The sequence below is a fragment of the Amycolatopsis sp. NPDC102522 genome (assembly GCF_055584485.1).
Window position 1 is genome coordinate 208,523 of the sequence record NZ_JBVJLY010000002.1, and the last position, 24,494, is coordinate 233,016.

Consider the following 24,494-nt stretch of genomic DNA (forward strand, 5'->3'; position numbering starts at 1 on the left):
CGGGCGGCCCCTCCCTGGCCGACCCGGCTCACCCGTGCCCGTACTGTGAGTGTCATGGCGTCTCGAAGCCCTTTTCGCTGGATGACTCGATGGGCTGACTGGTTCGAGGAGCGCGGCGTCTACGTCCCAGGCGAGGAGAGCCGCGCGGTCGACCCGATGCGCGATTTCGGCTGGCTGATCGTGGCCTGGGTGTCCGGTCTGGCGATCTTCATCCTGTTCTTCGCCTTCGCCGTTTGACCTCGGCCGGTGTGTCATCCAGGTGACTACTGTCACTAGCCGTGCCCTTCCGATCACGGATCGGCCACGGCTGTACACCAGGTGCGCCTCAACCCGGCCGTGCCGCTCCTCTCGGCTGCGGAAGACCGTCACTCTGGACTCTTCGGCACTAATGACTACCTCGAACGGCCCACCCGCACCGCCGACTGGAGTAACCACACATGGCGCCCCCGCGCACCCCGAAGCTCTTCATCGCCGCCTGCGCTCTGATGCTGGCGGCCGCGTGCGGAGTTCCGGCACCGGAAAAAGGGGCCGCCGTGCTCGGCGCGGACGCCCCGGCGCAGGGACTGGCCGCGACCCACGCGGAAGGTGACCTGGCGTTCGGTGCCCCGCACCGGTTCGCGACCGGTGTCACGATCTCCGTGTCCGCGCCGAAGTCGTTCAAGCCGAGCGCGTCGGCATATCCGCAGAGCCCGCGCGCGGTGGCCTTCGGCATCGAGGTGACGAACGCGGGCGCCGACACGTACCGGCTCTCCGGCCTGTCCGTCACCGGCGAAGTGGACGGTGAAAGCCCGTCGGTCAAGCAGGTCGTCGACCCGACTCAGGGCTACAACGGCATCGCGGACGCCGGCAAGGACGTGGCGCCCGGCCGGTCGGTCCACCTGAACCTGGCGTTCGCCGTTCCGGACAAGCCGGTGAAGCTCCGCCTGCAGGTGCGGCCGAGCCTCGCGGAGCCTGTCGCCGCGAAGTACTGCGGGAAGGTCTGACGCCGCCGATTCGCTACCGTGTGCGTCATGACCGAGCAGCGACTCTCCCCCGGCGACAAAGCGCCCGACTTCACCCTCCCCGACAGCGAGGGCAACGACGTCAAGCTCAGCGACTTCCGCGGCAAGTCGGTCGTCGTGTACTTCTACCCGAGTGCCGGTACGCCGGGCTGCACGAAGCAGGCCTGCGACTTCCGGGACAGCCTCGCGCAGCTCAACGACGCCGGCTACCAGGTGCTCGGCATCTCGCCGGACAAGCCCGCGAAGCTGGCGAAGTTCGTCGAGGCGGAGGGGCTGACCTTCCCGCTGCTCTCCGACACGGAGAAGACCGCCCTCAAGGCGTACAGCGCCTTCGGCGAGAAGAAGAACTACGGCAAGGTCTACGAAGGCGTCATCCGCTCGACGTTCGTCGTCGACGCCGACGGCAAGATCGCTGTGGCTCAGTACAACGTCCGGGCGACAGGGCACGTCGCGAAGCTTCTGCGGGACCTCGACCTGGCGTCCTGACTCGTGAGTGGCGATTCGGGTTCTATTGAGGGGTAAGGCAAACCTGGCGTGTTTGTGGACGGTGTCGGTGACTCTGCGCGACACCGGGTCGTTGGCCTCGACTGTGTGGATTTTGGTGCGTTGGATGACCAGAAATCCACACAGTCCTGTCGTGACCAGACCGGTCACGACAGTCGAACAGGGGGCGTGTGGAAATAGGGACGTTGAGCGTCCCTATTTCCACACACCCCTCACCCTGAGTAACAACACGCGCCCTCGTCGACCCGACACCTTTGCCTTACCCCTCAATAACCCGAATCGCCACTCACGAGACTCAACCGGCCAACTTCCTAAGCTCTCCCACCAAAGCCCGCAACGCCTTACCCCGATGCGAAGCACCGTCCTTTTCGGACGGTTCCAGCTCCGCCGAAGACCGCGTCCCGCCGTCCGGCACGAAGATCGGGTCGTACCCGAATCCGTTGGCACCACGGCGTTCCCGGATCAGCGAGCCTCGCCATTCCCCGCGCACCACGGTTTCGTCGCCGCCGGGGACGACCAGCGCGGCCGCGCAGACGAAGGCCGCGCCCATGCGCTCGTCGGGAGTGTCGGACAGCTGCGCCAGCACGAGGTCCAGGTTCGCCTCGTCGTCGCCGTGCTTGCCGGACCAGCGGGCCGAGAGCACGCCCGGCATGCCGTTGAGCGCGTCGACGGCGATGCCGGAGTCGTCGGCGATGGCCGGGAGGCCGGTCGCGGCGGCCGCGTCCTGTGCTTTCGCGAGCGCGTTGCCCTCGAAGTCCGGAGCGGTTTCGGGTGCTTCGGGGAACTCGGGGACGTCGGCGAGGCCGATGACCTCGACGCCCTCGATCCCTTCGGCCACCAGGATGCGCCGGAGTTCACCGAGCTTCTTAGCGTTGCGCGTGGCGAGGAGCAGCTTGGTCACTTCGCGCCCTTCTTCTTGTCCGGACGCGGCTCGGGGAGTTCGCCGGGATACGGCAGCGCGAGGGCTTCGGTCTGCAGCCGGGTCAACTCTTCGCAACCGGCCTGCGCCATGTCCAGCATGGTGTCCAAAGTGGACCGCGCGAAGGTGGCACCCTCACCGGTGCCCTGCACCTCGATCAGGGTGCCCGCGTCGGTGGCGACGACGTTCATGTCGACCTCCGCGCGCGAGTCCTCTTCATACGGAAGGTCGAGGCGCACCCGGCCGTCGACGACGCCGACGCTCACCGCGGCCACCGAAGACGAAAGCGGCTGCGGGTCGGCGAGGCGGCCCGCCGCGCCGAGCCAGGTCACCGCGTCGGCGAGCGCGACGTAACCGCCGGTCACCGCGGCCGTGCGGGTGCCGCCGTCGGCCTGGATGACGTCGCAGTCGATGACGATCGTGTTCTCCCCCAGCGCCGCCAGGTCGATGCAGGCGCGCAGGGACCGGCCGATCAGCCTGGAGATCTCGTGGGTGCGGCCGCCGACGCGGCCCTTGATGGATTCGCGGTCGCCGCGGGTGTTGGTCGCCGACGGCAGCATCGCGTACTCGGCGGTGACCCAGCCGAGGCCGGAACCGGCCCGCCAGCGGGGGACGCCTTCGGTGACGCTCGCCGCGCACAGCACCCGGGTGTCGCCGAATTCGATCATCACCGAGCCCGCGGGCCACCGCTGGAAACCGCGGGTGATCTTGATGTCGCGAAGCTGGTCGTCGTTCCTGCCGTCTTTTCTCGCCACGGCCGTCACTCTAGAACCCCGTGTCAGAAGTCGTAAACGGCGCCCTGTTCGACCAGCTCGGCCGCGGGATACGCGACGGCCGCTTCGGCGAGGACGGCGGCGCGGTCGGTCCAGGGAGCGACGTGCGTGAGCAGCAGCCGTCCCACCCCGGCCTTGCGGCCCAGCTCTCCCGCTTCCTTGCCGGACAGATGGACGCCGGCGGGCCGGTCGGGCGAGTCGGTCCAAGACGCTTCGGAGAGCAGGACGTCGACGCCGCCGGCGAGGTCGGTGAGGGTGTCGCAGACGCCGGTGTCACCGGTGTAGGCGAGGGTCTTGCCCCCGTGCTCGATCCGCAGGCCGAACGCCGGGGTGGGATGGTCGACCGGGACCGCGGTGATCTCGAACGGCCCGATCTCCATGGGCTCGGTGCGCAGAGTGCGGAAGGCGAAGACGTCGGAGAGATCGGTGGTCGCCCGCTCCTCCTCGTTCGCCGCGTAGGCGTGGGCGAGCCGTTCGTGCACGTCGGACGGCCCGTACAGCGGCAGCCGGGCCGGCCTCGCCGGATACGGCAGGGCCGGGTGGTAGCGCCGCAGCACGGTGAGCGCGCTGACGTCGGCGCAATGATCGGGGTGAAGGTGCGAAAGGATCAGCGCGTCCAGGTCGAACGGGTCGCGCAGGGCCTGCAGCCCGGCGAGCGTCCCGTTGCCGAGTTCGAGCCCCAGGACGAACCCGTCCGCCTCGAGCAGATAGCCGGACGCGGCGGCGTTGGGCCCGGGGATGCTGCCTGAGCAGCCGAGGATCGTGAGACGCACTGTGACACCTTAAGCACGGATTCGGCGATTTTACGCACTGGTGGGAGCCAGCACACCCGGAGCGAAACCCATGAACCGCTGAGCGAGTCTGGTGAACGGCTCGGCGGATCCGGTGGCGACGAACTCGTGCCGCGGCGGGGTGTCGCGCTCGGCGAGGAGATCATCCTCGGTGAGAACGCGTACGAGGTCACGCGCGGTTTCCTCGGCACTGGACACCAGCGTGACGTCCTGGCCCATGACGATCTGCAGCACCCCGGAGAGCAACGGGTAGTGCGTACAGCCCATGACCAGCGTGTCGACCTGCGCGTCCAGCAGTGGTTCCAGATAGCCCTGCGCGAGGCCGAGTACCTGACGGCCGGTGGTGATCCCGCGTTCGACGAAGTCCACGAACCGCGGGCAGGCGACGCTGGTGATCTCGACGTCCTGTGCCGCGTTGAAGGCGTCGTCGTAGGCACGGGACCGGACGGTGCCCTCAGTGCCGATCACGCCGATCCGGCCGGAGCGCGTGGCGGAGACGGCCCGGCGCGCGGCCGGGAGGACGACCTCGACCACGGGGACGTCGTAGCGCTCCCTCGCGTCGCGGAGGCAGGCGGCGGAGGCGGTGTTGCAGGCGATGACCAGCGCCTTCACCCCGCCTTCGACGATGTCGTCCAAGGCCGCGAGCGCGTACTCGCGCGCCGTCGCGATGGGAAGCGGACCGTACGGGTTGCGGGCGGTGTCACCGACGTAGCGCAACTGCTCACCGGGCAGCTGCTCCAGGATCGCCCTGGCGACGGTGAGCCCGCCCACTCCGGAATCGAAGACGCCGATCGGGGCGTCGGCGCTCGGCTTGGTCACACGGCGAGGTTACCGGGACCGCCACCGGTCGTTCGCTTGGCTTGGGACCTGTCCATCCGCGCCGCCACCCAGGCCGCGAAGATCCCGGACAGCGCGCCGAACAGGTGCCCCTGCCAGGAGACGTTCGGATCACCGGGAAGCAGACCCCAGAGCATTCCGCTCCAGATGCCGAGCAGCACCACGGCCACCAGGATCTGCCCGGCCGCCCGATTGAAGATACCCCTGACCAGCAGGAACGCGAGCCACCCGAAGGCGACGCCGGACGCGCCCACGGTCACCGTGCCGCTCGGCGCGATCAGCCAGACGCCGAGGCCCGAGAGCACCCAGATGATCGCGGTGACCAGCACCCACCGGCCGATGCCCGCGGCCATCGCGAGGAAGGCGAACACCAGGACCGGGACGGTGTTGGAGAACAGATGCGCCCAGCCGTGGTGCAGCAACGGCGCCCAGATCACGCCGTCGAGCCCGGAGAGGTCGCGAGCGAGGATGCCGCCCTGGTCGAGGTCGGCGGGCAGCACCACGTCGACGAGTTCCACCAGGTAGAGCAGCACGGTGAAGGCCAACGCCACGATCGCGGCGGCCTTCGGGTTCGGCGGGAGGACACGTTTGGCCGGGTCCGCACCGGGCGACTCGCTCGCCGGGACCGGCTGGGGAGGCAAAGTGGTCACCTCCCCAGGCTACGAGGGGATCGGCGGGATCGCCTCGGTGAGAACCCTGAATTGTCGGTGGGGGCGGCTACGGTCGCTCGTATGGGGATCCCTTCTTCCGAGCACGTCGACGTGCCCGCCTACCTCGCGCGACTCGGCCTCGAGCACGAGCCGCCGGGCCTCGACGCGCTCTTCCGGCTGCACGCGGCCCATGTGGAGCGGGTGCCGTACGAGGATTTCGAAGTCCAGCTGGGCCGGGTGACGTCGCTGGATCCGGCGGTGTCGTTCGGCCGGATCGCCGCCGGGCGCGGCGGCTACTGCTATCACCTCAACGGCGCGTTCTCGGCGCTGCTGAGCGCTCTCGGCTACCAGGTCACCCGGCATCCGAGCGGGGCGCAGATGGCAGGCGACCAGGCCGGGATCCACCTCAACCACCTCGCGCTGACGGTGACCGGGCTTTCGGAGACACCCGAGGTCGGCTGGCTGGTCGACGTCGGGCTCGGGGACGGCATCCACGAGCCGATCCCGCTGCGTGAAGGCGAGTACAAACAGGGGCCGCTGGTGTTCCGTCTGCGACCTTCGGAGGTCACGCCCGGTGGCTGGCGGTTCGACCACGATCCGCAGGGCAGCTTCGTCGGGATGGACTTCGCGCCGGAAAAGGCCGTGATGGCGGACTTCGCCGAGAAGCACGTGGAGCTGTCCACGTCCGAGGACTCCGGGTTCGTCCGCACGCTGGTGTTGCAGCGGCGGGACGCCGACGGCCTGGACTCGCTGCGCGCGCTGACCTTGAGCGGCCTGCCGGGCGGCAAGACGGTGCTGGAATCACCGGCCGAGTGGTGGACGGCGATCGAGGACGTCTTCGGCGTGCCTCGCGGCGGTTTCACCGGTGAAGAACAGGACAGGCTGTGGCGGCAGGCCGTCTCCCAGCACGAGCTTCACACCGCGGGAGGGAGTGAGGCCTTGCCCAGCGCGTAGTCCACGGCCGCTTCGGCGTGCAACCTGGTGGTGGGGAAGGTGGGCACCGGACTGTCCTCAGAGCCGACGAGCAGTTCGATCTCGGTGCAGCCGTAGATGACGCCTTCCGCGCCCGCCTCGACGAGCCTCGCGATGACCTCGCGGTACCGCTCGCGGGAGTCCTCGGTGACGACGCCGTGGACGAGTTCGTCGTAGATGATCCGGTGCACCGTTTCGCGGTCTTGTCCGTCCGGGACGAGCACGTCGAGCCCGTGCGCGGCGAGGCGGTCGCGGTAGAACGGCTGGGCCATCGTGAAGCCGGTGCCTAAGAGCCCGACGCGTTTGATGCCTTCCGCCTTGATCGCGGCGGCCGTGGCATCGGCGAGGTGCAGCAGCGGGACTCCGAGGCCATCGGTGAGCCGATCGGCGACCTTGTGCATCGTGTTGGTGCACAAGACGACGAAGTCCGCTCCGGCGGCTTCGAGTCCGCGCGCGGCGCGGTTCAGTTCCCGCCCGGCGTCGTCCCAGCGGCCTTCGGCCTGCATCGCTTCGATTTCGGCGAAGTCCACGGAGTAGAGCACGGTGCGCGCGGAGTGGTACCCGCCTCGCACCTCACGGACGCGCTCGTTGACCAGCCGGTAGTACTCGGCCGACGATTCCCAGCTCATCCCGCCCAGCAGCCCGATGACCTTCATGCCCGCCATCGTGCCAGCGCCGCGCGTGCAATGAACGGGCCTTTCATTGCAAGTTTTGCTATGAAAGACCCGTTCATTGCAGTCGCGGGTCAGGCCCAGAGCTGCCCGTCGAGCCTTTCGGCCGCTTCGTCCAGAGAGCCGGAGTAAGCGCCCGTAGAAAGGTACTTCCACCCGGCATCCGCGACCACGAAGGCCACGTCGGCGGGCTTCCCCGAGGCGGCGGCCTTCTCCGCGACAGCCAGCGCCGCGTGCAGCACGGCACCTGTCGAGATCCCCGCGAAGATGCCTTCGTGCTCCAGCAACTCGCGAGTCCGGCGAAGCGCGTCGTACGCGCCGACGGAGAACCGGCCGTTGAGCACACTCGCGTCGTAGAGCTCCGGGACGAAGCCCTCGTCGAGGTTCCGCAGGCCGTACACCAGCTCGCCGTAGCGCGGTTCGGCCGCGATGATCTGCACGTCCGGCTTCGCCTCGTGCAGGTAGCGCCCGACGCCGACCAGGGTCCCGGTGGTGCCGAGGCCGCCGACGAAATGCGTCAGCGTCGGCAGGTCCTTGAGCAGCTCGGGCCCGGTGCCGCGATAGTGCGCGTCGGCGTTGGCCGGGTTGCCGTACTGGTAGAGCATGACCCAGTCCGGATTGGCCTCGGCCAGTTCCTTCGCCCGGCGCACGGCCTCGTTGGAGCCGCCGGCGGCCGGGGAGAAGACGATCCGCGCGCCGTACGCCTGCAGCAGCTGCTTGCGTTCGGTGGAGGTGTTCTCCGGCATCACGCAGACCAGGCCGTAGCCCTTGAGCTTCGCGGCCATGGCGAGCGAGATCCCGGTGTTGCCCGACGTCGGCTCCAGGATCGTGGAGCCGCGCCGGAGGGTGCCTTCACGCTCGGCGGCCTCGATCATCGCCATCGCGGGGCGATCCTTGATCGAACCGGTCGGGTTGCGATCCTCCAGCTTCGCCCACAACCGCACGTCGTGCGTGGGCGAAAGCCGGGGAAGGCCGACCAGCGGGGTGCCGCCGAGCGCGTCGAGCAGCGACTCGAAGCGAGCCATCGATCAGCCTCCGGCCACAGCGGGCAGGATGGTCAGGGTGTCGCCGTCCTTGACCTCGGACTCGAGGCCGCCGGAGAAGCGCACGTCCTCGTCGTTGACGTAGACGTTGACGAAGCGGTGCAGCTTCTCTTCCTTGACCAGACGGGCCTTGAGGCCGCCGTGGCGGGACTCGATGTCGTCGATCACCTCGAGCACGGTCTTGCCGTTCGCCTCGACGGACTTCTCGCCGCCGGTGTGCGTACGCAGGATGGTCGGGATGGACACGGTCACGGCCATGGGTTTCTACCTCCGGTGGGTTCTCTACTACGCAGACGTTCGGGCCGGTCCGGGTTATTCCGGACGGGGGTTCAGCCGGTGATCTCGACGGGCTCCTCGGTGATCTCCCCGTCCACGATCCGGTAAGACCGGAACTGATGCGAATCGGGGTCCTTGGTGGAGACGAGCACGTAGTGCGCGTCGGGTTCCGAGGCGTACGAGACATCGGTGCGTGACGGGTAGGCGTCGGTCGCGGTGTGCGAGTGGTAGATGACCACCGGGACCTCGTCGTTGGCGTCCATCTCGCGGTAGAGCTTGAGCAGATCACCCGAGTCGAATTCGTAGAACGTGGGCGAGCGCGCCGCGTTCAGCATCGGGATGTAGCGCTCGGGGCTGTCCGATCCCTCGGGACCGGCGATCACCCCGCACGCCTCATCGGGGTGGTCACGACGGGCATGGGCGACGATCTCGTCGACGAGTTCACGGCGGATCCGGAGCACACCGCACATCTTAGGTGCTGGACGCGCCTGGTCCACACTCTGAGATTGCCGCCACTCAGAGCGTGTGGACGCCCGGAGCGGCGGGATCGTCGAGGAGCGCCGTCGTGATCAGGTTGTCGAGCGAGCCGAGCCAGACGGACTTCACCTCGTGGTCCCGCCGGGCCAGGAAGTCGTCCGGCTGCCGGGCCTTCCACCGGGGGCGGCGCAGGTACCTGGCCTGAGCGTGCACGAGCACGAGCCGCAGGTCGCGGACCCCGGCCCGGCTGAGGACGAAGGTCGTTCCCTCCGGCCACCGTTCTAGCACCCCTTCGAGGGTGGCCTGGACTTCGGCGCGCATCTTCGCCCCGTGACGCTCCCGAAAGCCTTCGCTGTCCGCCTTCTTGCGGTAGGCGTCGGGGAACAACAGGTCGTCCCGGACGTTTTCCGCTCCCGCTACCAGGGCTTCGGCGAGATCGACCAGGATCGCTCGCAGCACTTCGGCCACGTTCTCCGACAGGTCGAGCCGGACGCCGTCTCCATCGCGGACGGCACGCGCCTCGTCACGCATGCCGGAGCCTCGCGCGGAGGCCGTGGACCTGCAGCGCGGCGACCAGCTGCTCACCTTCCGCCCAGAGACCGGGAGTCAGGTCCACCCGGCCGCGACGGTGGATGTCGTCGGCGACCCGGTACGCGGTCTCGGTGCTGTATCCGAGCACTTCGCTCAGCACCAGCGTGACACCCGCGTAGGTGTTGATGTGGTCGTTGTGGATCTCGATGATCCACGATCCCCCTTGACGCATGCCGGCTTGATCGCCCGCGCCCGCTTCTCGTTACGCGAGGGCTTCCGGCCAGACGTCGCGGTACGCGCGCATGCCTCCGGCGGAGGTGGCGTTCAGCACGCCGTGCACCATCGCCCGCCCGAACACCCGCGCGGCCGCCGAGCAGAGGGTGTCCAGCACCATCGCGCGCCGCGTCGCCGCGATGGGGCCCGCGCCACCGGGCAGTTCCCGGTCGCCGGTCGCCAGCGCGAACACCGTGTCGCCGTCGAACATCGTGTGAGCCGGGCGGACCGCCCTGGCGAGGCCGTCCTGCGCGGCCACCGCGAGCCGTCGCGCCTCCGCTTTGGACAGTGCCGCGTCGACCGCGACCACGCCGATGGTCGTGTTGAGCCCCGACGCCTTCGCCTCGACGTCGCCGGGCCGGTCGGGCCAGCGGACGCCGAACTCGCCGTCGACCTCGTGATCCGCCGCGAAAGCGCGGCCTGTCGAGAGGTCCACGGCTTCGCCGGCGGCGTTCACGGCGGCGACAACGCCGACGGTGAACTCCCCGACCCGCTCCGAAGCGGTCCCGATCCCACCTTTGAGTGAACCCGCCTTCGCGCCGGCGCCCGCGCCGACGGTCCCCAGCCGCACAGGACCCGCGACAGCCGCTTCGCAAGCCGCGTAACCGAAAGAAGCGTCCGGACGGTTGCCCCAGTCGCTTCGCGGCAGGTCGAACAGCACCGCCGCGGGCACGATCGGCACCACTTCGTGCGGTTCCGTCCCGACCGGGATCCCCAGGTTCCGTTCGGCGAGCCAGCGCATGACGCCGTCCGCCGCGGCCAGGCCGTACGCGCTCCCGCCGGACAGGCAGATCGCGTTGACGTGCTGGACCAGGTTCTCCGGCTCCAGCAGATTGGTCTCCCGTGTGCCGGGTGCGCCGCCGCGCTGGTCGACAGCGCCGACAGCGCCACCGGGGACCAGCACGACCGTCGTCCCGGTCGCCCAGCCGTCGCCGACCCGCTCGTGGTGCCCGACCAGCACGCCGGGAACGTCGGTGATCACGATGTCAGCGACTGGATGAGGGTCTCCTGGACCCAGGTCAGCCAGTGGTAGACGCCCAGATGCGGCGCGCGGGGATCGTCCTCGGGCAGCTCGTCGGGCATGTCCTCGGTGACGTCGAGCGCGGTGCCCAGCGCCAGCCGGACGTCGTTGAGCGCGCCCAGCCACGCGTCGGCCTGCTCGAAGGTCAGCCGCACGTTCCCGCCGTCACGCGGCAGGGTGTCCAGCACGATCTTGGCGACGCCGACCTTCTTGTCCAGCAGATCGGGCTCGTGGAGCGACCGCATCGCGGCGGCCGAGTCGATGTCCTCGCGGGTCGGGTTGTCCGGGTCCAGTTTGTGGAAGTCCGGCAGCAGCCGTGAGAGCACCGGATCGTCCGGCGACTCCGTCGGGCCCGTGCGGATCCCGGTCAGCTCGGCCAGCTCGTCCTGCGGCGCTTCCTCGGCGCGCGCGGTGAGCATGTCCTCCAGCTGGCTGACCAGACCGCGCAGTACCGCGGCCTCCTGCTGCTCGAACCCGGCGACGATGGTTTCGCCCTTGCGGCGCCATCCGTTCATGAAGGCTGCTCCATAGTCGCCCAGAGACCGGCCGCGTGCAGTTTCGCGACGTCGACCTCCACCTTCTCCTTGGAACCGGAGGACACGATCGCCTTGCCCTTCTGGTGCACGTCGAGCATCAGCTTCGTCGCGTGGTCCCGGCTGTAACCGAACAGCTTCTGGAACACGTACGTCACGTACGACATGAGGTTCACCGGATCGTTCCAGACGACCGTCCGCCAGGGCTTGTCCTCAGAGACGACTTCTACTCCCTGTGGATCAACCTGCGTCTGCTCGGATGCGACAGGCGTGGACATGCACTCCATGGTGTCACGGGCCCAACCCGGTACGGGTTGGCAGGTCCGGCCATGTGGGTGAATAGGCTGATGCCATGGGTTCCCCCGAGGCGGCCACTGGCGCCAGCACCGCGCTGCTCACCGACCACTACGAGCTGACCATGCTGGCCAGCGCCCTGTCCGACGGGACCGCGGACCGGCCGTGTGTCTTCGAGGTCTTCGCACGTCGTCTACCCGACGGCCGCCGCTACGGCGTCGTCGCGGGTACCGGGCGGGTCCTCGACGCGATCGCGGACTTCCGGTTCACCGACGCCGAGCTGAGCCAGCTGGAAGCGACGGCCGTCGTCGACGACGCCACCCTTTCGTGGCTCGCGGACTACTCCTTCTCCGGGAACATCGACGGCTACGCCGAGGGCGAGCTCTACTTCCCCGGCTCCCCGATCCTGACCGTCACCGGCGGCTTCGGCGACGCCGTCGTGCTGGAGACGCTGATCCTTTCGATCCTCAACCACGACAGCGCGATCGCATCCGCGGCGGCGCGGATGTCGGGCGCCGCGCACGGCAGGCCGATCATCGAGATGGGCGGGCGCCGCACGCACGAGTGGGCCGCCGTCGCCGCCGCGCGGGCCTCGTACCTCGCCGGTTTCGCCACGACGTCCAACCTCGAAGCAGGCCGCCGCTACGGCATCCCGACGCGGGGCACCGTCGCGCACGCGTTCATGTTGCTGCACGACAGCGAAGAGGAAGCTTTCCGCGCGCAGGTCGACAAGATGGGCGCCGACACCACCCTCCTGGTGGACACCTACGACATCACCAAGGGCATCGAAACGGCCGTCCGGGTGGCCGGGACCGAGCTCGGCGCGATCCGCATCGACTCCGGTGACGTCGGCCCGCTGGCCCGCAAGGCCCGCGAGCAGCTGGACTCCCTCGGCGCCAAGGACACCCGCATCGTGGTGTCCGGTGACCTCGACGAACACGCCATCGCGGCGCTCCGCGCGGAGCCTGTCGACGCGTACGGCGTCGGGACCTCGGTCGTCACGGGCTCCGGCGCGCCGACCGCCGGGATGGTCTACAAACTCGTCGAGGTCGACGGCAGGCCCGTCGCCAAGCGCAGCGCCCACAAGGAGTCCCGCGGCGGACGGAAATCCGCGCTGCGACGGCACCGCGAGACCGGTACCGCCGTCGAAGAAGTGATCTGGACCGACGGCTCGGCGGTTCCGGAACGGGGACCGAACGACCACGAATTGCAGATTCCGCTGGTCCGGGACGGCCGGACGGTGGATGATTTGCCCACGCTGGACGACGCGCGCCAGCGGCTTCGGCGGGCGCTGGTGAGCCTTCCGTGGGAAGGCCTCAAGCTCTCGCACGGAGAGCCCGCCATCCCGACCGTATTCGTCTAAAGAGAACTCAGGAGCAACACATGGGGACCGCTCTGATCGTGGTCGATGTGCAGAACGACTTCTGCGAAGGCGGGTCGCTCGGCCTGCCCGGTGGCGCCGCAGCCGCCGAAGCGATCTCCAAGCAGGCCGCGGAAGGGGGTTACGCGCACGTCGTCGCCACCCGCGATTACCACATCGATCCGGGTGACCACTTCAGCGAGACGCCGGACTTCAAGGACAGCTGGCCGCGTCACTGTGTCGCCGGCACCTCCGGCGCGTCGTTCCACCCCGCGCTCGACGTGGTCCCGATCAGCGAGGTCTTCTCCAAGGGCGAGTACACCGCCGCGTACTCCGGCTTCGAGGGCAACGCGCGCGATGGCAAGACGCTCGACGCGTGGCTGAAGGAGCGCGACGTCACCGAGGTCGACGTCGTCGGCATCGCGGCCGACTTCTGCGTCCGCGCGACGGCGCTCGACGCGGCGAAGGCGGGCTTCACCGTGCGCGTGCTGCTGGACCTCACCGTCGGCGGTTCGCAGCCGACGGTCGACGCCGCGCTCAAGGACTTCGACGAGGCAGGCGTCACCTACACCGGAAAGGCGCCGGTCCCGGCCGCATGATCCAGCACGACCTCCAGGACGCCCTGATCGAAAACCGGCTCGTCGCGATCCTGCGGGCTGCGGACGCGAGCCGCTTCGCCGACGCCGCCACGGTGTTGCACGCGGCGGGGGTGCGGGTGCTCGAAGCGGCGTTGACCACGCCGGGAGCCCCGGACGCCATCGCGGCCATCCGCAAGAAGCTCGGCGACGACGCGCACGTCGGCGCCGGGAGCGTGCGCGAGGTGTCCGATGTGGACCTCTCGGCGGACGCGGGCGCGACGTTCCTGGTCACGCCGACGGTGAACCCGCTGGTGCTGGAGCGCGCGCACGAACGCGGGCTGCCGGTGATCTGCGGCGCGCTGACGCCGACCGAGATCGACCAGGCCTGGCGCCTCGGCGCGGCGGCGGTGAAGGTGTTCCCGGTCGCCGCCGTCGGCGGGGTCGCCTACCTGCGGGCGATCCGGGCGCCGATGCCGGACATCCCGCTCGTCCCGACGGGCGGGATCCATCTCGCCGAGGTCGCGAAGTACCTCGAGTCGGGTTCGATCGCCGTCGCGGCCGCCACACCGCTGCTCGGTGACGCGCTCACCTCGGGTGGGTCGCTGACGGACCTCGCGACCCGGGCGAGCGAGTTCGTCGCCGCGGCTGTGCAATTTGCCGCGCGCTGACGAAAACCCGCCGAAGGGGCGAAGTTCACACTCGACGTCACGTTGAACGTGAAAGTCGCCCCTTCATCGTGTTTTCGTGGCCTTCGGCCAAAAGCGGCGCGCGGGTGAAGTCTCCGTCGGGCGCAGAGCGCTCTTTGGGAGACCCTGTGGTCGAGTCGGCATGAGCTTCACTCAGGGCTTCTTTTTGCCGTACGGGTCGCAGCGGGCGGTGCCGAGGTAGATGTCGCCCTTCGCCGGGCCACTGCCCTGCGGGAACAGCTTGATGTGCAGCATGTGCGTCACGAGGCTCCCGTCGGGCGGCGTCGGCGTGACGGTCTCGTTGACCGTGAGCGACGCCAGCGCCGTCCCGCCCTTCCCACCGGCGATGGTCAGCCGGTAGTTCTGCGGGATGTTGTCCGGCAGCGTGAACCCGGTGACGTCGCCGAACTCGATGTAGCCGAGGCTGCCGTCCTCGGTCGTGCTGCACTTCGCCATGAAGGTGCGGACCTTGATCACCGGGCCGCCGAACCGCTTGAGCAGGGTGGTCTCGAACCGCCGCCCGGCCGCTTCGCCGATGGCCACCGCGCCGTTCCGGCCACACCTCGACTCACCCCCGCCGAAGCGGGCGAAGTCACCCGTGGACCCGCCCTGGGTCTTCGCGGTCAAGGGGCCGTCGACGTCGCACGGCGCGAGTTCGCCGGTGACCACGTGCTCGTCGCCGATCTCCACGTCGAGCGACCCGACCGACGCGGACGCCGTCGCGGGCGCCGTGTCGGCCGACGCGATCACCGGGCCTCCCGTCACCAGCGCCCCGGTCAGGATCGTCACCGACACCAGCCTCGAACCGAGTTTCTTCATGTCCGGCAGCCTCCACCAAGAGCCTGACCCGCGCAGGGCCATGCCACCCGGACGAGTGGACGGTCCATGACCGTGAGGTGGCCGACATTCGGTCCGCGGCCCGTCGTCTGGCGTTAACCTCGGTTCACATTCGTGTACTCATAGGAGGTCTGAGTGTCTTCGCTGTCTGTGGCCGGCACCCGTCCGGTTCTCGCCGACCTCGTTCCCGGAGCGCTGGTCCGTGACGCCGTCCTGGTCGCCGGTGGTGCCGTCCTGACCGGCGCGGCCGCGCAGATCCTGATCCCGGTGCCCGGCTCGCCGGTGCCGATGACCGGCCAGACGTTCGCCGCCCTGTTCGTCGGCGCGGCGCTGGGCTGGAAGCGCGGCGCGCTGTCGATGGCGCTGTACCTCGCCGTCGGTGCGGCCGGCTTCGGCTGGTTCCAGAACGGTTCGTCGGGCCTGTTCGGCGCCAGCGCCGGCTATGTCGTCGGGTTCGTCCTCGCCGGCGCGCTGGTGGGCGCGCTCGCCGGCCGCGGCGGGGACCGCACGCCGCTGCGCACGGCGGGGACGATGGTGCTGGGCAACCTCGCCATCTACTCGGTCGGTGTGCCGTGGCTGATGGCGTCGACCGGCTTCGGCCTGTCGACAGCGCTCGAAAAGGGTGTCGTGCCGTTCCTCGTCGGGGACGCGCTGAAGATCGCCGTCGCGGCGGCGCTGCTTCCGGGCACCTGGGCGCTGGTTTCCCGCTTCAGCGAAGACAAGCACAGCCACAAGGAGCCGTGACCGGCCCTTTCACCGCCGTCCGGAGTGTTATGAACGGGACTTTCATGGCGAAATTTGCCATGAAAGTCCCGTTCATAACACCGGGAGGACGATCTTGACGGTGCCCCCGGCTATCGTCTTGTCCCGTGCCCTCCCGTGCTGATTTCCCCGGTGTCCTCGAACTCCTGACCCACGCGGTCGAGTCCGTGGGCGGTGCCGAGCGCGAGGGCCAGGTCCAGATGGCGGACGCCGTCGGCCGCGCCATCCGCACCGGTGAGCACCTCGCCGTGCAGGCGGGCACCGGTACCGGGAAGTCGTTGGCCTACCTCGTTCCCGCGATCCGGCACGCGGTCGAGAAGGAGGCCACGGTCGTGGTCTCCACGGCCACCATCGCGCTGCAGCGCCAGCTGGTCGACAGGGACCTTCCCCGGCTGGCGAAGGCGCTCAAGAAGCCTCTGGGCCGCGAGCCCACCTTCGCGATCCTCAAGGGCCGCCGTAACTACCTCTGTCTCCACCGGCTCGATTCCGGCGCCCCGGACGAGCCCGAAGACCAGCAGCTGTTCGACCCGTTCGCCGTCTCCCGGCTGGGCAAGGAGGTCACGCGGCTGCGGGAATGGTCGTCCGACACCGAGACAGGCGACAGGGACGAGCTGGTCCCTGGAGTCTCGGACCAGGCGTGGCGCCAGGTGTCCGTCACGGCCAGGGAATGCCTGGGCGCCTCACGCTGCCCCATCGGCACCGACTGCTTCGCGGAACGGTCCCGCGCCGAGGCGGGCAAGGCCGACGTCGTGGTCACCAACCACGCGCTGCTGGCGATCGACGCGCTGCAGGGCTACCAGGTGCTCCCCGACCACGACCTGGTGATCATCGACGAGGCGCACGACCTCGTCGATCGCGTGACCTCCGTGGCGACGGGCGAGCTGACCAGCGGCATGGTCTCCGCCGCCGCCCGGCGCTGCGGGAAACTGGTCGACGACGAAGTGGCCGACCAGCTGCTCGAGGCCAGTGACGGCCTGGCCCTGATCCTCGACGACATGCCGTCGGGTCGCATGGACTCGTTGCCGCAGGCCCTCACCGGCGCGATCCCCGCGGTCCGCGACGCCGCGCACCGCTGCCTCACTTCCCTCGGCAAGGACCGGAAGGAAGACGTCGACGAGGCCACGGCCCGCAAACTGGCGCGGTCGCTGCTCGAAGAGGTCCACGACACCGCTGTCCGGCTGCTCGAAGCCTTCGACGACGACAAGGCGCATCAGCGCGACGTCGTCTGGCTGACCGGGGACCGCTTCTCCACGAACCCGCGCCCGCCCGCGCTGAAGGTCGCTCCGCTGGGCGTCGCGGGCCTGCTGCGGGAGCGTGTTTTCAACCAGCACACGACCGTCCTCACGTCGGCGACGCTGACCCTGGGCGGCACGTTCGACACCATGGCCCGGCAATGGGGTCTCCCGCCCGGCGGGGCCAGGGTCGAGAAGTCGCCGGGCACGGCGACGGACAAGGCCGCCCCCGCCGACACTGACGACGCCGAAGGCCCGAAGTGGACCGGGCTCGACGTCGGCTCCCCGTTCGACCACAAACGCAACGGCATCCTCTACCTGGCCAAGCATCTGCCGCCGCCGGGGCGGGACGGGTTGCAGCCCTCGACCATGGACGAGCTGGCCGAGCTGATCGAGGCCGCGGGCGGGCGCACGCTCGGCCTGTTCTCCTCGATGCGCGCGGCGAAGCAGGCCACCGAGGAGATGCGGGAGCGGCTCGACCTGCCGATCCTCTGCCAGGGCGACGATTCCACCGGCCTGCTGGTGCAGAAGTTCTCCGAGGACGCGCGCACCTGCCTGTTCGGCACGCTGTCGCTGTGGCAGGGCGTCGACGTGCCCGGCCCGTCGCTCCAGCTCGTGGTGGTCGACAGGATCCCGTTCCCCCGCCCGGACGACCCGGTCTCGTCGGCGCGGCAACGGGCCGTGGAAGCCAGGGGCGGCAACGGTTTCCTCACCGTCGCGGCCACGCACGCCGCGCTGCTGCTCGCCCAGGGCACCGGACGGCTGCACCGCTCGACCAGCGACCGCGGCGTCGTGGCGATCCTGGACTCGCGGCTGGCCACCGCCCGCTACGGCGGCTTCCTGCGCGCCTCGCTGCCGCCGTTCTGGCCGACCATGGACCCGAAGGTCGCCCGCGACGCACTGCGCCGCCTCGACGCCGCCGCCCCGGCCTGAGTGGCCTGGAACACGGCCGAGTACCGTTAACGGAACGCCGAAGACAGGGAGAACCGGTTGTCCCACGAGTCGCCCAACGCACAATCCCGGACCGTCAGCGTCGATGACACCGGAGTGCGGCGCCAGCTCGCGGACGGAAGCGAGGAAGCCGTCAAGTGGTCCGAGCTGTCCGCGGTGGTGGTCCGAGTGATCCCTGAAGGCCCGTGGAAGGAAGACGTCTTCTTCATGCTCGCCGGCTCCGATGGCAAGGGCACCGCGATCCCCAGCGGCGACCCGGCCGCCGACGCGCTGATCGAGCGGCTGCAGACGCTGCCCGGCTTCGACAACGAGAAGTTCATCGAGGCGATGACCACCGACGCCGACGAGGCGTACGTGGTCTGGAGCTCCGAAGGCCACGCCGCTAAGCACTAAGAGTGTTATGAATGGGACTTTCATTGCAAATTTTGCAATGAAAGTCCCATTCATAACATCCGGGAGCCTTACTCGGCCGGGAAGCTCTCCGTGACCGGGATGCCCTTCTTCAACGTCCGGCTCACCGTGCACAGCCGCTCGATGGCGCGGTCCACCGCCGTCGCGAGCGCCTCCCGGTCCTCAGCCCCAAGCGAAGACACGTCGACGTCGAAGGCCACATGGACGGCGTCGAGTTCCGAAGCGCCTTCGCGCCTGTCCGCTGTCACGCCGACTCGGAACTTCGAGTCCTCCCCGATCCGGCGCGTGATGAGGTTCTCGGCGGTGACGGCCGAGCAGCCCGCCGCCGCGATCTGAAGCAGTTCGGCGGGCGAGAAGGCACCCTCGGCGCCCTTGCGGCCGATCACGACCTCGGCGCCGCGTTCGTTGCGGCCGATGAAGCGGTGCTCACCGTCGCGCTGGACTTCCAAAGACACGGTTCTTCCCCTTATCGAAGTGACGGCAGCCGGGGGGCGATCCCGGCGGCCAGCCGTTCCGCGGCCGGGCACATCTCCTGCGGCGGCTTGACCTTGTCCGAAACGTAGATCTCCACCGTCTCGATCATGGCACGCCCGTCGCCGGTGAAGGTCCGGTGCGGGATCTCGGCCTGGCAAGCCTTCCACTCGGCCGAGACTTCGACGAAGGCTTCCCGCGATCCGAGAGCGACGCGCCTGCCGTCGTCTTCGAACGGCGCCCACTCCCGTTCGAACCGGACAGTCACCTCGGTCTCGCGATGGTTCCAGTAGCACTCCCAGTTCCCGAAGACCGGATCCGGCGTGGCCGGGCCGCCGACGACGGCCTGCGGCAGGTCCCCGCCCAGCGCGCAGGCGTCGAGGCTCCCGAGTGTCCCGGCGGCGAAGGGCGCGGGGCGTCGCTTGATCGGCTCCCGGTTCAGCACCGCGACAGCGTTCGAGGCCACCGGATCGACGTAGTCGCACAGGTGGGCGTGCCAGTTCTTGATGTGCCGGGCGTGCACCCAGATCTGGTTGCCGTCCGGCAGCTCGATGGCCCGCTGGCATTTGTCTTCGGTGTCGCTCGGCAGCTCGCGCACGATCAACTGCCCTGGCGCCGGTTTCACCAGCATCGGCGAGCCGGGAATCGTCAGTTCGAGCCGGACGTCGACGATGTCCTCCTCGTCCGGGCTCAGGCGCAGCATGACGCTGCAGGCGTTGAAGTTCCCGTCGGCGGTGTCCAGTTCAGGGGTCCCGAACTGCTTCAGCACGGCCGGGTCCACCAGCGCGCAGGGATCCGCCGTCCGCGGATCTCCGACCGAATCGGCCGGGGACGTGGCAGCGGCCACCGGCGCCGGTTCTTTCATGACGTAGACCAGGCCACCGGCCAGCACCAGCGCCGCCGCCGCGACGGCTCCGATCACGACGGCGCGCCCTGTCGCGCGGAAACGTCGTGACCGCGCGAGAACGCCGACGTCCGCGACTTCGGACAGCAGCTCGGCGGCGCGGACGGCGTCCGGCCGCCCGGCGGGTTTGCGCCGCAGCAGCTCGGTCAGCACCGGCACCAGCGGTCCCGCTCGGCGGATCGGCTCCAGGGTGTACGACGTCGCCCGCCGGAGCTGCACGAACGGTCCCACGCTCGCGTCACCCCACACCGAGGTGCCCTCGACGGCGGCGAACAACGTCGCGCCGAGCGAGAACACGTCCGCCGCGGCGCCCGCCTGCTGCCCTTCGGCCATCTCGGGTGCGACGTAGCCGGGAGTCCCGACGTCGAGACCGCCGCCGGTGCGGGTCACCTCCGCCCATTGCGCGATGCCGAGGTCGGTGAGTTTGGCGGTGCCGTCCTCGGCCACCAGGACGTTGCCCGGTTTGAGGTCGCGGTGGACCATGCCCTTCTCGTGCATCGCCGCGAGCGCCCCGGCGAGCTGGACACCGATCTTCGCCACCTTGCCGGGCGAAAGCGGCCCTTCGGCGTCGATGATGTCGGCGAGACTGCGCGAGGGCAGGTACTCCATGACGAGCCAGCGGTCGTCCTCGTCGAGCACGGCGTCGAACACGGTGACCACGTTCGGATGGTGCAGACCCGCGCCGATCCGCGCCTCGCGCCGGATCTGGCCGCTGTCCCCGGCCTGCGAGCGCTTGAGGGCGACGACCCGTCCGAGGTCCTGATCGGTGGCACGCCAGACCACGCCCATGCCCCCGGCGCCGATCCGCTCCTCCAAGCGGTAGCGCCCGGCGATCAGCCGGTCACCCATACGGGGAGTATAGGAGGCTAAGCCCTTTGGGCTAGCACCGTGACGGTTCCGGGATCGACTTCGGTGAACCCGGCGTCCCGGACCGCGACGACGCCGTCACGGCGCCATGAGCCCTCGGGATCCTCGACCGGGCACAGCGCCTTCCAGGTCCCGACCAGCGGGGTCCGCACCGAGCACCGGAACCCGGTCTCGGCCCAGGCCGCCCGTTCGGCCTCGTCCAGCAGCGAGGCCAGGATCATCGTCGCGTGCCCGACCTGGGCCGCCCCCTTGCCGACGGTCATCGAGACCTCGGGGTTCAGCAGCAACCGCGGGAGCCCGTCCGGCGCGGGCCCCGGCTCGTCGGCCGGGAGTTCGCTCCCGGAGATCTGGAGTCGCGAGACCTCTTTCGGCGTCTCGACGACGAGGCCGGGGAGCAAGGCCCGCGCCTCGGCGCCGTCGACCTCGATCGTGATGCCCGGCAGCTCCTGGACAGCCTGCCAATGCGCGCCCCGCGCACGCCGGGCGACCTTGCGGATCCGGCCGTCGACCCACGCCGTGAGCGGCTCGTGCCATTCGCCCTCGGGCTCGGCGCGTTCGTCGAGGCAGACCGCGACAGCGGCCGCCGCGGCGGCCTCCAGCAAGGCTGTCCGCGACGGCGGTTCGGCACGCTCCATCCGCAGGATCACCGGCATGGCGCGGACCTTGGCGGGATCCTCGTCGGAGGTGTCCACCGTGTCCTCGGCGGGTAGTCCCAGCCAGTACGCGTAGCGCGCGGCCAGCGGCTCCAGCACGCTCATGGCCGGGAGTACTCGAGACCGTCGGCGGCGTCCGCGGCCTCGATTTCGGACCTGGTGACGCCGAGCAGGAACAGCACGGCGTCTAGGTACGGGTGCGAAAGCGCGGTGTCGGCGACCTCGCGCAGCGCGGGCTTCGCGTTGAAGGCGACGCCCATCCCCGCGACCGACAGCATGTCGATGTCGTTCGCGCCGTCTCCGACCGCGACGCACTGCTGCAGCGAGATCTCGTACTCCTCGGCGAAGCGGCGGAGCGCCTTCGCCTTGCCCGCGCGGTCGACGATCTCCCCGACCACCCGGCCGGTGAGCTTGCCGTCGACCACTTCGAGCTCGTTCGCGGCGGCGAAATCGAGGCCGAGGTCGTCCACGAGGGACTGGATGATCTTGGTGAATCCGCCCGAAACGACCCCACAGCGGAAACCCATCCGCTTCAGGGTGCGGATGGTCGTGCGCGCGCCCGGGGTGAGCTCGATCGACGCGGCGACCTCGTCGAGCACCGACTCCGGCAGGCCTGCCAGCAGGGCGACCCGGCGCTCCAGCGACTCACCGAAGTTCAGCTCGCCGCGCATCGCGGCCTCGGTGATCTCGCGGACCTGCGGTTCGACGCCGGCGTGCGCGCCGAGCATCTCGATGACCTCGCCCTGGATGAGCGTGGAATCGACGTCGAAGACCACCAGGCGCTTGGCGCGGCGGGCGAGCCCGGCCCGCTCGACCGAGATGTCGATCCCGGCCTCGACGGCGGCGTCCGCCAGCGCGGTGCGCAGCGCGGCGTCGGCCTCCGGGGTGTCCTGGGCGAGCGAGGTGTACAGCTCCAGCCCGGTCACCGGGTAGTCGGCGACACTGCGGATCGAGTCGATGTTGACGTCCAGCGCGGCGAGGCGGCGCGCGACGTCGGAGAACGCCCGCGCTGTCACCGGGCGGCCGAGCATCAGCAGGACATGCGTCGAGTCCTTCTGGCCGATGGCGAACGGGTCCGCGCCGATGGCCGAACCGATCTTCACCTCGACCTGCATGCCGACCGACGCCATCGCCTGCTCGACGTACTCCTGCAGGCCCTCGGGGTCGCGGTACACGCCGGCGAGCACGCCGAGTACCAGCTGGCCGCGGATGACCACCTGCTCGACATCGAGGACGTCGACGTCGTGCCGGGAAAGCACGGCGAACAGGACCGAGGACACACCCGGCTTGTCGGGACCGGTGGTGGTGATGAGAACTGGTGTCTGCGTCACGGGGGTCAGTCTCCCTTAACCAGCCATGAAAAAGGCGCGTGCCTTGCCTCGGTGTGAGGCAGGGCACGCGCCATTTCCGCTTATCGGGTCACTGCTCGCTGGAGTTGTCCTTCGAGTGATCACCCGGCATGGCCGCCTCGGTGAGCACCTGGGACGGCGCGCGGTGGGTGTTGGCCTTCTGCTTCCCGAAGAAGCCGATCTCACCCTCCTTGTGGATGCGCTCGACCATATGCGGGTAGTGCAGTTCGAACGCCGGCCGCTCGGACCGGATCCGCGGCAGCTCGGTGAAGTTGTGCCGCGGCGGCGGGCAGGACGTCGCCCATTCGAGCGAGTTGCCGTAGCCCCACGGGTCGTCCACCGTGACGATCTCGCCGTACCGGTAGCTCTTGAAGACGTTCCAGATGAACGGCAGCGTCGAGGCACCGAGGATGTACGCGCCGATCGTGGAGATCGTGTTCAGCGTGGTGAAGCCGTCGGACTGCAGGTAGTCCGCGTACCGGCGCGGCATGCCTTCGGCGCCGAGCCAGTGCTGCACCAGGAACGTGGCGTGGAAGCCGATGAACGTGGTCCAGAAGTGCCACTTGCCGAGCTTCTCGTCCATCATGCGGCCGGTGATCTTCGGGAACCAGAAGTAGATCCCGGCGAACGTGGCGAACACGATCGTGCCGTAGAGCACATAGTGGAAGTGCGCGACGACGAAGTAGCTGTCCGACACGTGGAAGTCGATCGCCGGCGCGGCCAGCATGATGCCGGTCAGACCGCCGAAGAGGAACGTGACGATGAAGCCCATCGAGAAGATCATCGGCGTCTCGAAGGACAGCTGGCCCTTCCACATCGTGCCGATCCAGTTGAAGAACTTCACGCCGGTCGGGACCGCGATCAGGAACGTCATGAAGGAGAAGAACGGCAGCAGCACGGCGCCGGTCGCGTACATGTGGTGCGCCCACACGGCCACCGACAGCGCGGCGATCGCCAGCGTCGCCCAGACCAGGCCCTTGTAACCGAAGATCGGCTTGCGGCTGAAGACCGGGAAGATCTCAGACACGATCCCGAAGAACGGCAGGGCCACGATATAGACCTCTGGATGGCCGAAGAACCAGAACAGGTGTTGCCAGAGGATCACGCCGCCGTTCGCGGGGTCGAACACATGCGCCCCGAGATGCCGATCCGCCAGCAGGCCCATCAGGGCCGCGGTCAGGATCGGGAACGCCAGCAGGATCAGGATGCTGGTGACCAGGATGTTCCAGGTGAAGATCGGCATCCGGTACATCGTCATACCGGGGGCGCGCAGGCAGACCACCGTGGTGATCATGTTGACGCCACCGAGGATGGTGCCGAGACCCGACACGACCAGACCGGCGATCCACAGGTCGGCACCGACGCCGGGCGAGTGGATGGCGTCCGACAGCGGGGTGTAGGCGAACCAGCCGAAGTCGGCGGCGCCACCCGGGGTCAGGAAGCCGGACATCACGATCAGGCCGCCGAAGAGGTACAGCCAGTACGAGAACGCGTTCAGCCGCGGGAAGGCCACATCGGGCGAACCGATCTGCAGCGGCAGCACGAAGTTCGCGAATCCGAAGAGGATCGGCGTCGCGTACAGCAGCAGCATGATCGTGCCGTGCATCGTGAACAGCTGGTTGTACTGCTCCTGCGAAAGGAACTGCTGCCCGGGACGCGCCAGCTCGGAGCGGATCAGCATCGCCATCGCGCCGCCCACCATGAAGAAGGCGAACGACGTGACCAGGTACATGATGCCGATTTGCTTGTGGTCCGTCGTGCGGAACAACCGCAGCAGGTACGAACCCTTAACCGACTCGCGCGCGGGGTATGGGCGCGTGGCGATCGGCTTGGGGGCTACGGCCGTCACTCCTGCCTCCAACACTCA

Annotated in this window: 30 protein-coding genes; 10 read left to right on the forward strand and 20 right to left on the reverse strand. The window is 69.2% G+C overall.

Going from position 1 to position 24,494, the window contains the following annotated elements; translation table 11 throughout:
• Positions 1-54 precede the first annotated feature (54 nt).
• The 3 genes from ACZ6YV_RS06870 (at position 55) to bcp (ending at position 1,487) form a co-directional block, all read left to right on the forward strand.
• A complete protein-coding gene (locus ACZ6YV_RS06870; RefSeq protein ID WP_026466904.1) occupies positions 55-237 on the forward strand; it encodes a hypothetical protein in 183 nt (60 codons plus the stop codon).
• A 200-nt stretch (positions 238-437) separates the two neighbouring features.
• Positions 438-983 (forward strand): hypothetical protein, encoded by a 546-nt coding sequence (locus ACZ6YV_RS06875; protein ID WP_465508735.1) that lies wholly within the window; start codon positions 438-440, stop codon positions 981-983.
• Positions 984-1,010: 27 nt separating this feature from the next.
• Positions 1,011-1,487: a thioredoxin-dependent thiol peroxidase gene (bcp, locus tag ACZ6YV_RS06880; protein WP_378243416.1), complete on the forward strand. Its 477-nt coding sequence runs from the start codon at positions 1,011-1,013 to the stop codon at positions 1,485-1,487.
• Positions 1,488-1,800: 313 nt separating this feature from the next.
• On the opposite strand, the gene rdgB is transcribed toward bcp, so the two are convergent.
• Genes rdgB through ACZ6YV_RS06905 form a run of 5 tightly spaced genes read right to left on the reverse strand, consistent with a single transcriptional unit; the run spans position 1,801 to position 5,475 of the window.
• A complete protein-coding gene (rdgB, locus tag ACZ6YV_RS06885) occupies positions 1,801-2,406 on the reverse strand; it encodes an RdgB/HAM1 family non-canonical purine NTP pyrophosphatase (RefSeq protein WP_378243418.1) in 606 nt (201 codons plus the stop codon).
• A complete protein-coding gene (gene rph, locus ACZ6YV_RS06890) occupies positions 2,403-3,179 on the reverse strand; it encodes a ribonuclease PH (protein ID WP_378243420.1) in 777 nt (258 codons plus the stop codon). Before rph ends, rdgB begins: the two co-directional genes overlap by 4 nt.
• 23 nt (positions 3,180-3,202) lie before the next feature.
• Entirely contained in the window at positions 3,203-3,970 is a 768-nt protein-coding gene (locus tag ACZ6YV_RS06895) for an MBL fold metallo-hydrolase (protein WP_465508736.1), read from the reverse strand.
• Between the two features lie 30 nt (positions 3,971-4,000).
• Positions 4,001-4,807, reverse strand: a complete 807-nt coding sequence (gene murI, locus ACZ6YV_RS06900) for a glutamate racemase (RefSeq protein WP_378243424.1) — start codon at positions 4,805-4,807, stop codon at positions 4,001-4,003.
• Positions 4,804-5,475: a rhomboid family intramembrane serine protease gene (locus ACZ6YV_RS06905; RefSeq protein ID WP_465508737.1), complete on the reverse strand. Its 672-nt coding sequence runs from the start codon at positions 5,473-5,475 to the stop codon at positions 4,804-4,806. Before ACZ6YV_RS06905 ends, murI begins: the two co-directional genes overlap by 4 nt.
• A gap of 81 nt (positions 5,476-5,556) precedes the next feature.
• On the opposite strand from ACZ6YV_RS06905, the gene ACZ6YV_RS06910 reads away from it, so the two are divergent.
• Positions 5,557-6,429, forward strand: coding sequence for an arylamine N-acetyltransferase family protein (locus ACZ6YV_RS06910; protein WP_465508738.1), 873 nt, complete (start codon positions 5,557-5,559; stop codon positions 6,427-6,429).
• Here ACZ6YV_RS06910 and ACZ6YV_RS06915 read toward each other — a convergent pair.
• From ACZ6YV_RS06915 to clpS, 9 genes are all read right to left on the reverse strand, one after another.
• Positions 6,390-7,103 carry an aspartate/glutamate racemase family protein gene (locus tag ACZ6YV_RS06915; RefSeq protein ID WP_465508739.1) on the reverse strand — a complete coding sequence of 238 codons (714 nt, stop codon included), beginning with the start codon at positions 7,101-7,103 and terminating at the stop codon, positions 6,390-6,392. The two genes, ACZ6YV_RS06910 and ACZ6YV_RS06915, sit on opposite strands and share 40 nt — an antisense overlap.
• A gap of 89 nt (positions 7,104-7,192) precedes the next feature.
• Entirely contained in the window at positions 7,193-8,143 is a 951-nt protein-coding gene (locus tag ACZ6YV_RS06920) for a PLP-dependent cysteine synthase family protein (protein WP_378243432.1), read from the reverse strand.
• 3 nt (positions 8,144-8,146) lie between these two features.
• The gene (locus tag ACZ6YV_RS06925; protein WP_020631108.1) at positions 8,147-8,419 is read right to left on the reverse strand and encodes a MoaD/ThiS family protein; all 273 of its coding nucleotides are present in this window, start codon (positions 8,417-8,419) and stop codon (positions 8,147-8,149) included.
• 71 nt (positions 8,420-8,490) lie between these two features.
• Positions 8,491-8,898, reverse strand: coding sequence for a M67 family metallopeptidase (locus ACZ6YV_RS06930; RefSeq protein ID WP_101613470.1), 408 nt, complete (start codon positions 8,896-8,898; stop codon positions 8,491-8,493).
• 55 nt (positions 8,899-8,953) lie between these two features.
• A complete protein-coding gene (locus tag ACZ6YV_RS06935; RefSeq protein ID WP_465508740.1) occupies positions 8,954-9,445 on the reverse strand; it encodes a DUF2017 family protein in 492 nt (163 codons plus the stop codon).
• Positions 9,438-9,677 carry an ATP-dependent Clp protease adaptor ClpS gene (locus ACZ6YV_RS06940; protein ID WP_465508741.1) on the reverse strand — a complete coding sequence of 80 codons (240 nt, stop codon included), beginning with the start codon at positions 9,675-9,677 and terminating at the stop codon, positions 9,438-9,440. Before ACZ6YV_RS06940 ends, ACZ6YV_RS06935 begins: the two co-directional genes overlap by 8 nt.
• Before the next feature lie 30 nt (positions 9,678-9,707).
• Positions 9,708-10,700: a P1 family peptidase gene (locus ACZ6YV_RS06945; RefSeq protein ID WP_465508742.1), complete on the reverse strand. Its 993-nt coding sequence runs from the start codon at positions 10,698-10,700 to the stop codon at positions 9,708-9,710.
• Positions 10,697-11,254: a DUF2017 domain-containing protein gene (locus tag ACZ6YV_RS06950; RefSeq protein ID WP_005165656.1), complete on the reverse strand. Its 558-nt coding sequence runs from the start codon at positions 11,252-11,254 to the stop codon at positions 10,697-10,699. The genes ACZ6YV_RS06945 and ACZ6YV_RS06950 overlap by 4 nt, the downstream gene beginning before the upstream one ends.
• A complete protein-coding gene (clpS, locus tag ACZ6YV_RS06955; protein ID WP_026466907.1) occupies positions 11,251-11,550 on the reverse strand; it encodes an ATP-dependent Clp protease adapter ClpS in 300 nt (99 codons plus the stop codon). Before clpS ends, ACZ6YV_RS06950 begins: the two co-directional genes overlap by 4 nt.
• A 74-nt stretch (positions 11,551-11,624) precedes the next feature.
• Here clpS and ACZ6YV_RS06960 point away from each other — a divergent pair, with 74 nt between their 5' ends.
• The 3 genes from ACZ6YV_RS06960 to ACZ6YV_RS06970 are packed head-to-tail and all read left to right on the forward strand — an operon-like array spanning position 11,625 to position 14,172.
• Positions 11,625-12,929 (forward strand): nicotinate phosphoribosyltransferase, encoded by a 1,305-nt coding sequence (locus tag ACZ6YV_RS06960; RefSeq protein WP_465508743.1) that lies wholly within the window; start codon positions 11,625-11,627, stop codon positions 12,927-12,929.
• Positions 12,930-12,949: 20 nt separating this feature from the next.
• Positions 12,950-13,525 carry an isochorismatase family protein gene (locus ACZ6YV_RS06965; protein WP_465508744.1) on the forward strand — a complete coding sequence of 192 codons (576 nt, stop codon included), beginning with the start codon at positions 12,950-12,952 and terminating at the stop codon, positions 13,523-13,525.
• Positions 13,522-14,172, forward strand: a complete 651-nt coding sequence (locus ACZ6YV_RS06970; protein WP_465508745.1) for a bifunctional 4-hydroxy-2-oxoglutarate aldolase/2-dehydro-3-deoxy-phosphogluconate aldolase — start codon at positions 13,522-13,524, stop codon at positions 14,170-14,172. The genes ACZ6YV_RS06965 and ACZ6YV_RS06970 overlap by 4 nt, the downstream gene beginning before the upstream one ends.
• Before the next feature lie 171 nt (positions 14,173-14,343).
• Here ACZ6YV_RS06970 and ACZ6YV_RS06975 read toward each other — a convergent pair whose 3' ends face one another.
• Positions 14,344-15,009, reverse strand: a complete 666-nt coding sequence (locus ACZ6YV_RS06975) for a choice-of-anchor P family protein (RefSeq protein WP_465508746.1) — start codon at positions 15,007-15,009, stop codon at positions 14,344-14,346.
• A gap of 153 nt (positions 15,010-15,162) precedes the next feature.
• Between ACZ6YV_RS06975 and ACZ6YV_RS06980 the strand changes: the two genes are divergently transcribed.
• The 3 genes from ACZ6YV_RS06980 (at position 15,163) to ACZ6YV_RS06990 (ending at position 18,365) form a co-directional block, all read left to right on the forward strand.
• Positions 15,163-15,771, forward strand: coding sequence for a biotin transporter BioY (locus tag ACZ6YV_RS06980; protein WP_465508747.1), 609 nt, complete (start codon positions 15,163-15,165; stop codon positions 15,769-15,771).
• 125 nt (positions 15,772-15,896) lie between these two features.
• Positions 15,897-17,954 (forward strand): ATP-dependent DNA helicase, encoded by a 2,058-nt coding sequence (locus tag ACZ6YV_RS06985; RefSeq protein WP_465508748.1) that lies wholly within the window; start codon positions 15,897-15,899, stop codon positions 17,952-17,954.
• A gap of 57 nt (positions 17,955-18,011) precedes the next feature.
• Positions 18,012-18,365 (forward strand): hypothetical protein, encoded by a 354-nt coding sequence (locus ACZ6YV_RS06990; RefSeq protein ID WP_465508749.1) that lies wholly within the window; start codon positions 18,012-18,014, stop codon positions 18,363-18,365.
• Between the two features lie 68 nt (positions 18,366-18,433).
• Here ACZ6YV_RS06990 and ACZ6YV_RS06995 read toward each other — a convergent pair whose 3' ends face one another.
• The 5 genes from ACZ6YV_RS06995 to ctaD form a co-directional block, all read right to left on the reverse strand.
• The gene (locus tag ACZ6YV_RS06995) at positions 18,434-18,838 is read right to left on the reverse strand and encodes an OsmC family protein (protein ID WP_378243456.1); all 405 of its coding nucleotides are present in this window, start codon (positions 18,836-18,838) and stop codon (positions 18,434-18,436) included.
• Positions 18,839-18,849: 11 nt separating this feature from the next.
• Positions 18,850-20,607, reverse strand: coding sequence for a serine/threonine-protein kinase (locus ACZ6YV_RS07000; protein ID WP_465508750.1), 1,758 nt, complete (start codon positions 20,605-20,607; stop codon positions 18,850-18,852).
• A 17-nt stretch (positions 20,608-20,624) separates the two neighbouring features.
• Positions 20,625-21,383 carry a peptidyl-tRNA hydrolase gene (locus tag ACZ6YV_RS07005; protein ID WP_465508751.1) on the reverse strand — a complete coding sequence of 253 codons (759 nt, stop codon included), beginning with the start codon at positions 21,381-21,383 and terminating at the stop codon, positions 20,625-20,627.
• Positions 21,380-22,609, reverse strand: a complete 1,230-nt coding sequence (serB, locus tag ACZ6YV_RS07010) for a phosphoserine phosphatase SerB (RefSeq protein ID WP_465508752.1) — start codon at positions 22,607-22,609, stop codon at positions 21,380-21,382. Before serB ends, ACZ6YV_RS07005 begins: the two co-directional genes overlap by 4 nt.
• 88 nt (positions 22,610-22,697) lie before the next feature.
• Positions 22,698-24,476 carry an aa3-type cytochrome oxidase subunit I gene (gene ctaD, locus ACZ6YV_RS07015; protein ID WP_465508753.1) on the reverse strand — a complete coding sequence of 593 codons (1,779 nt, stop codon included), beginning with the start codon at positions 24,474-24,476 and terminating at the stop codon, positions 22,698-22,700.
• Positions 24,477-24,494 lie beyond the last annotated feature (18 nt).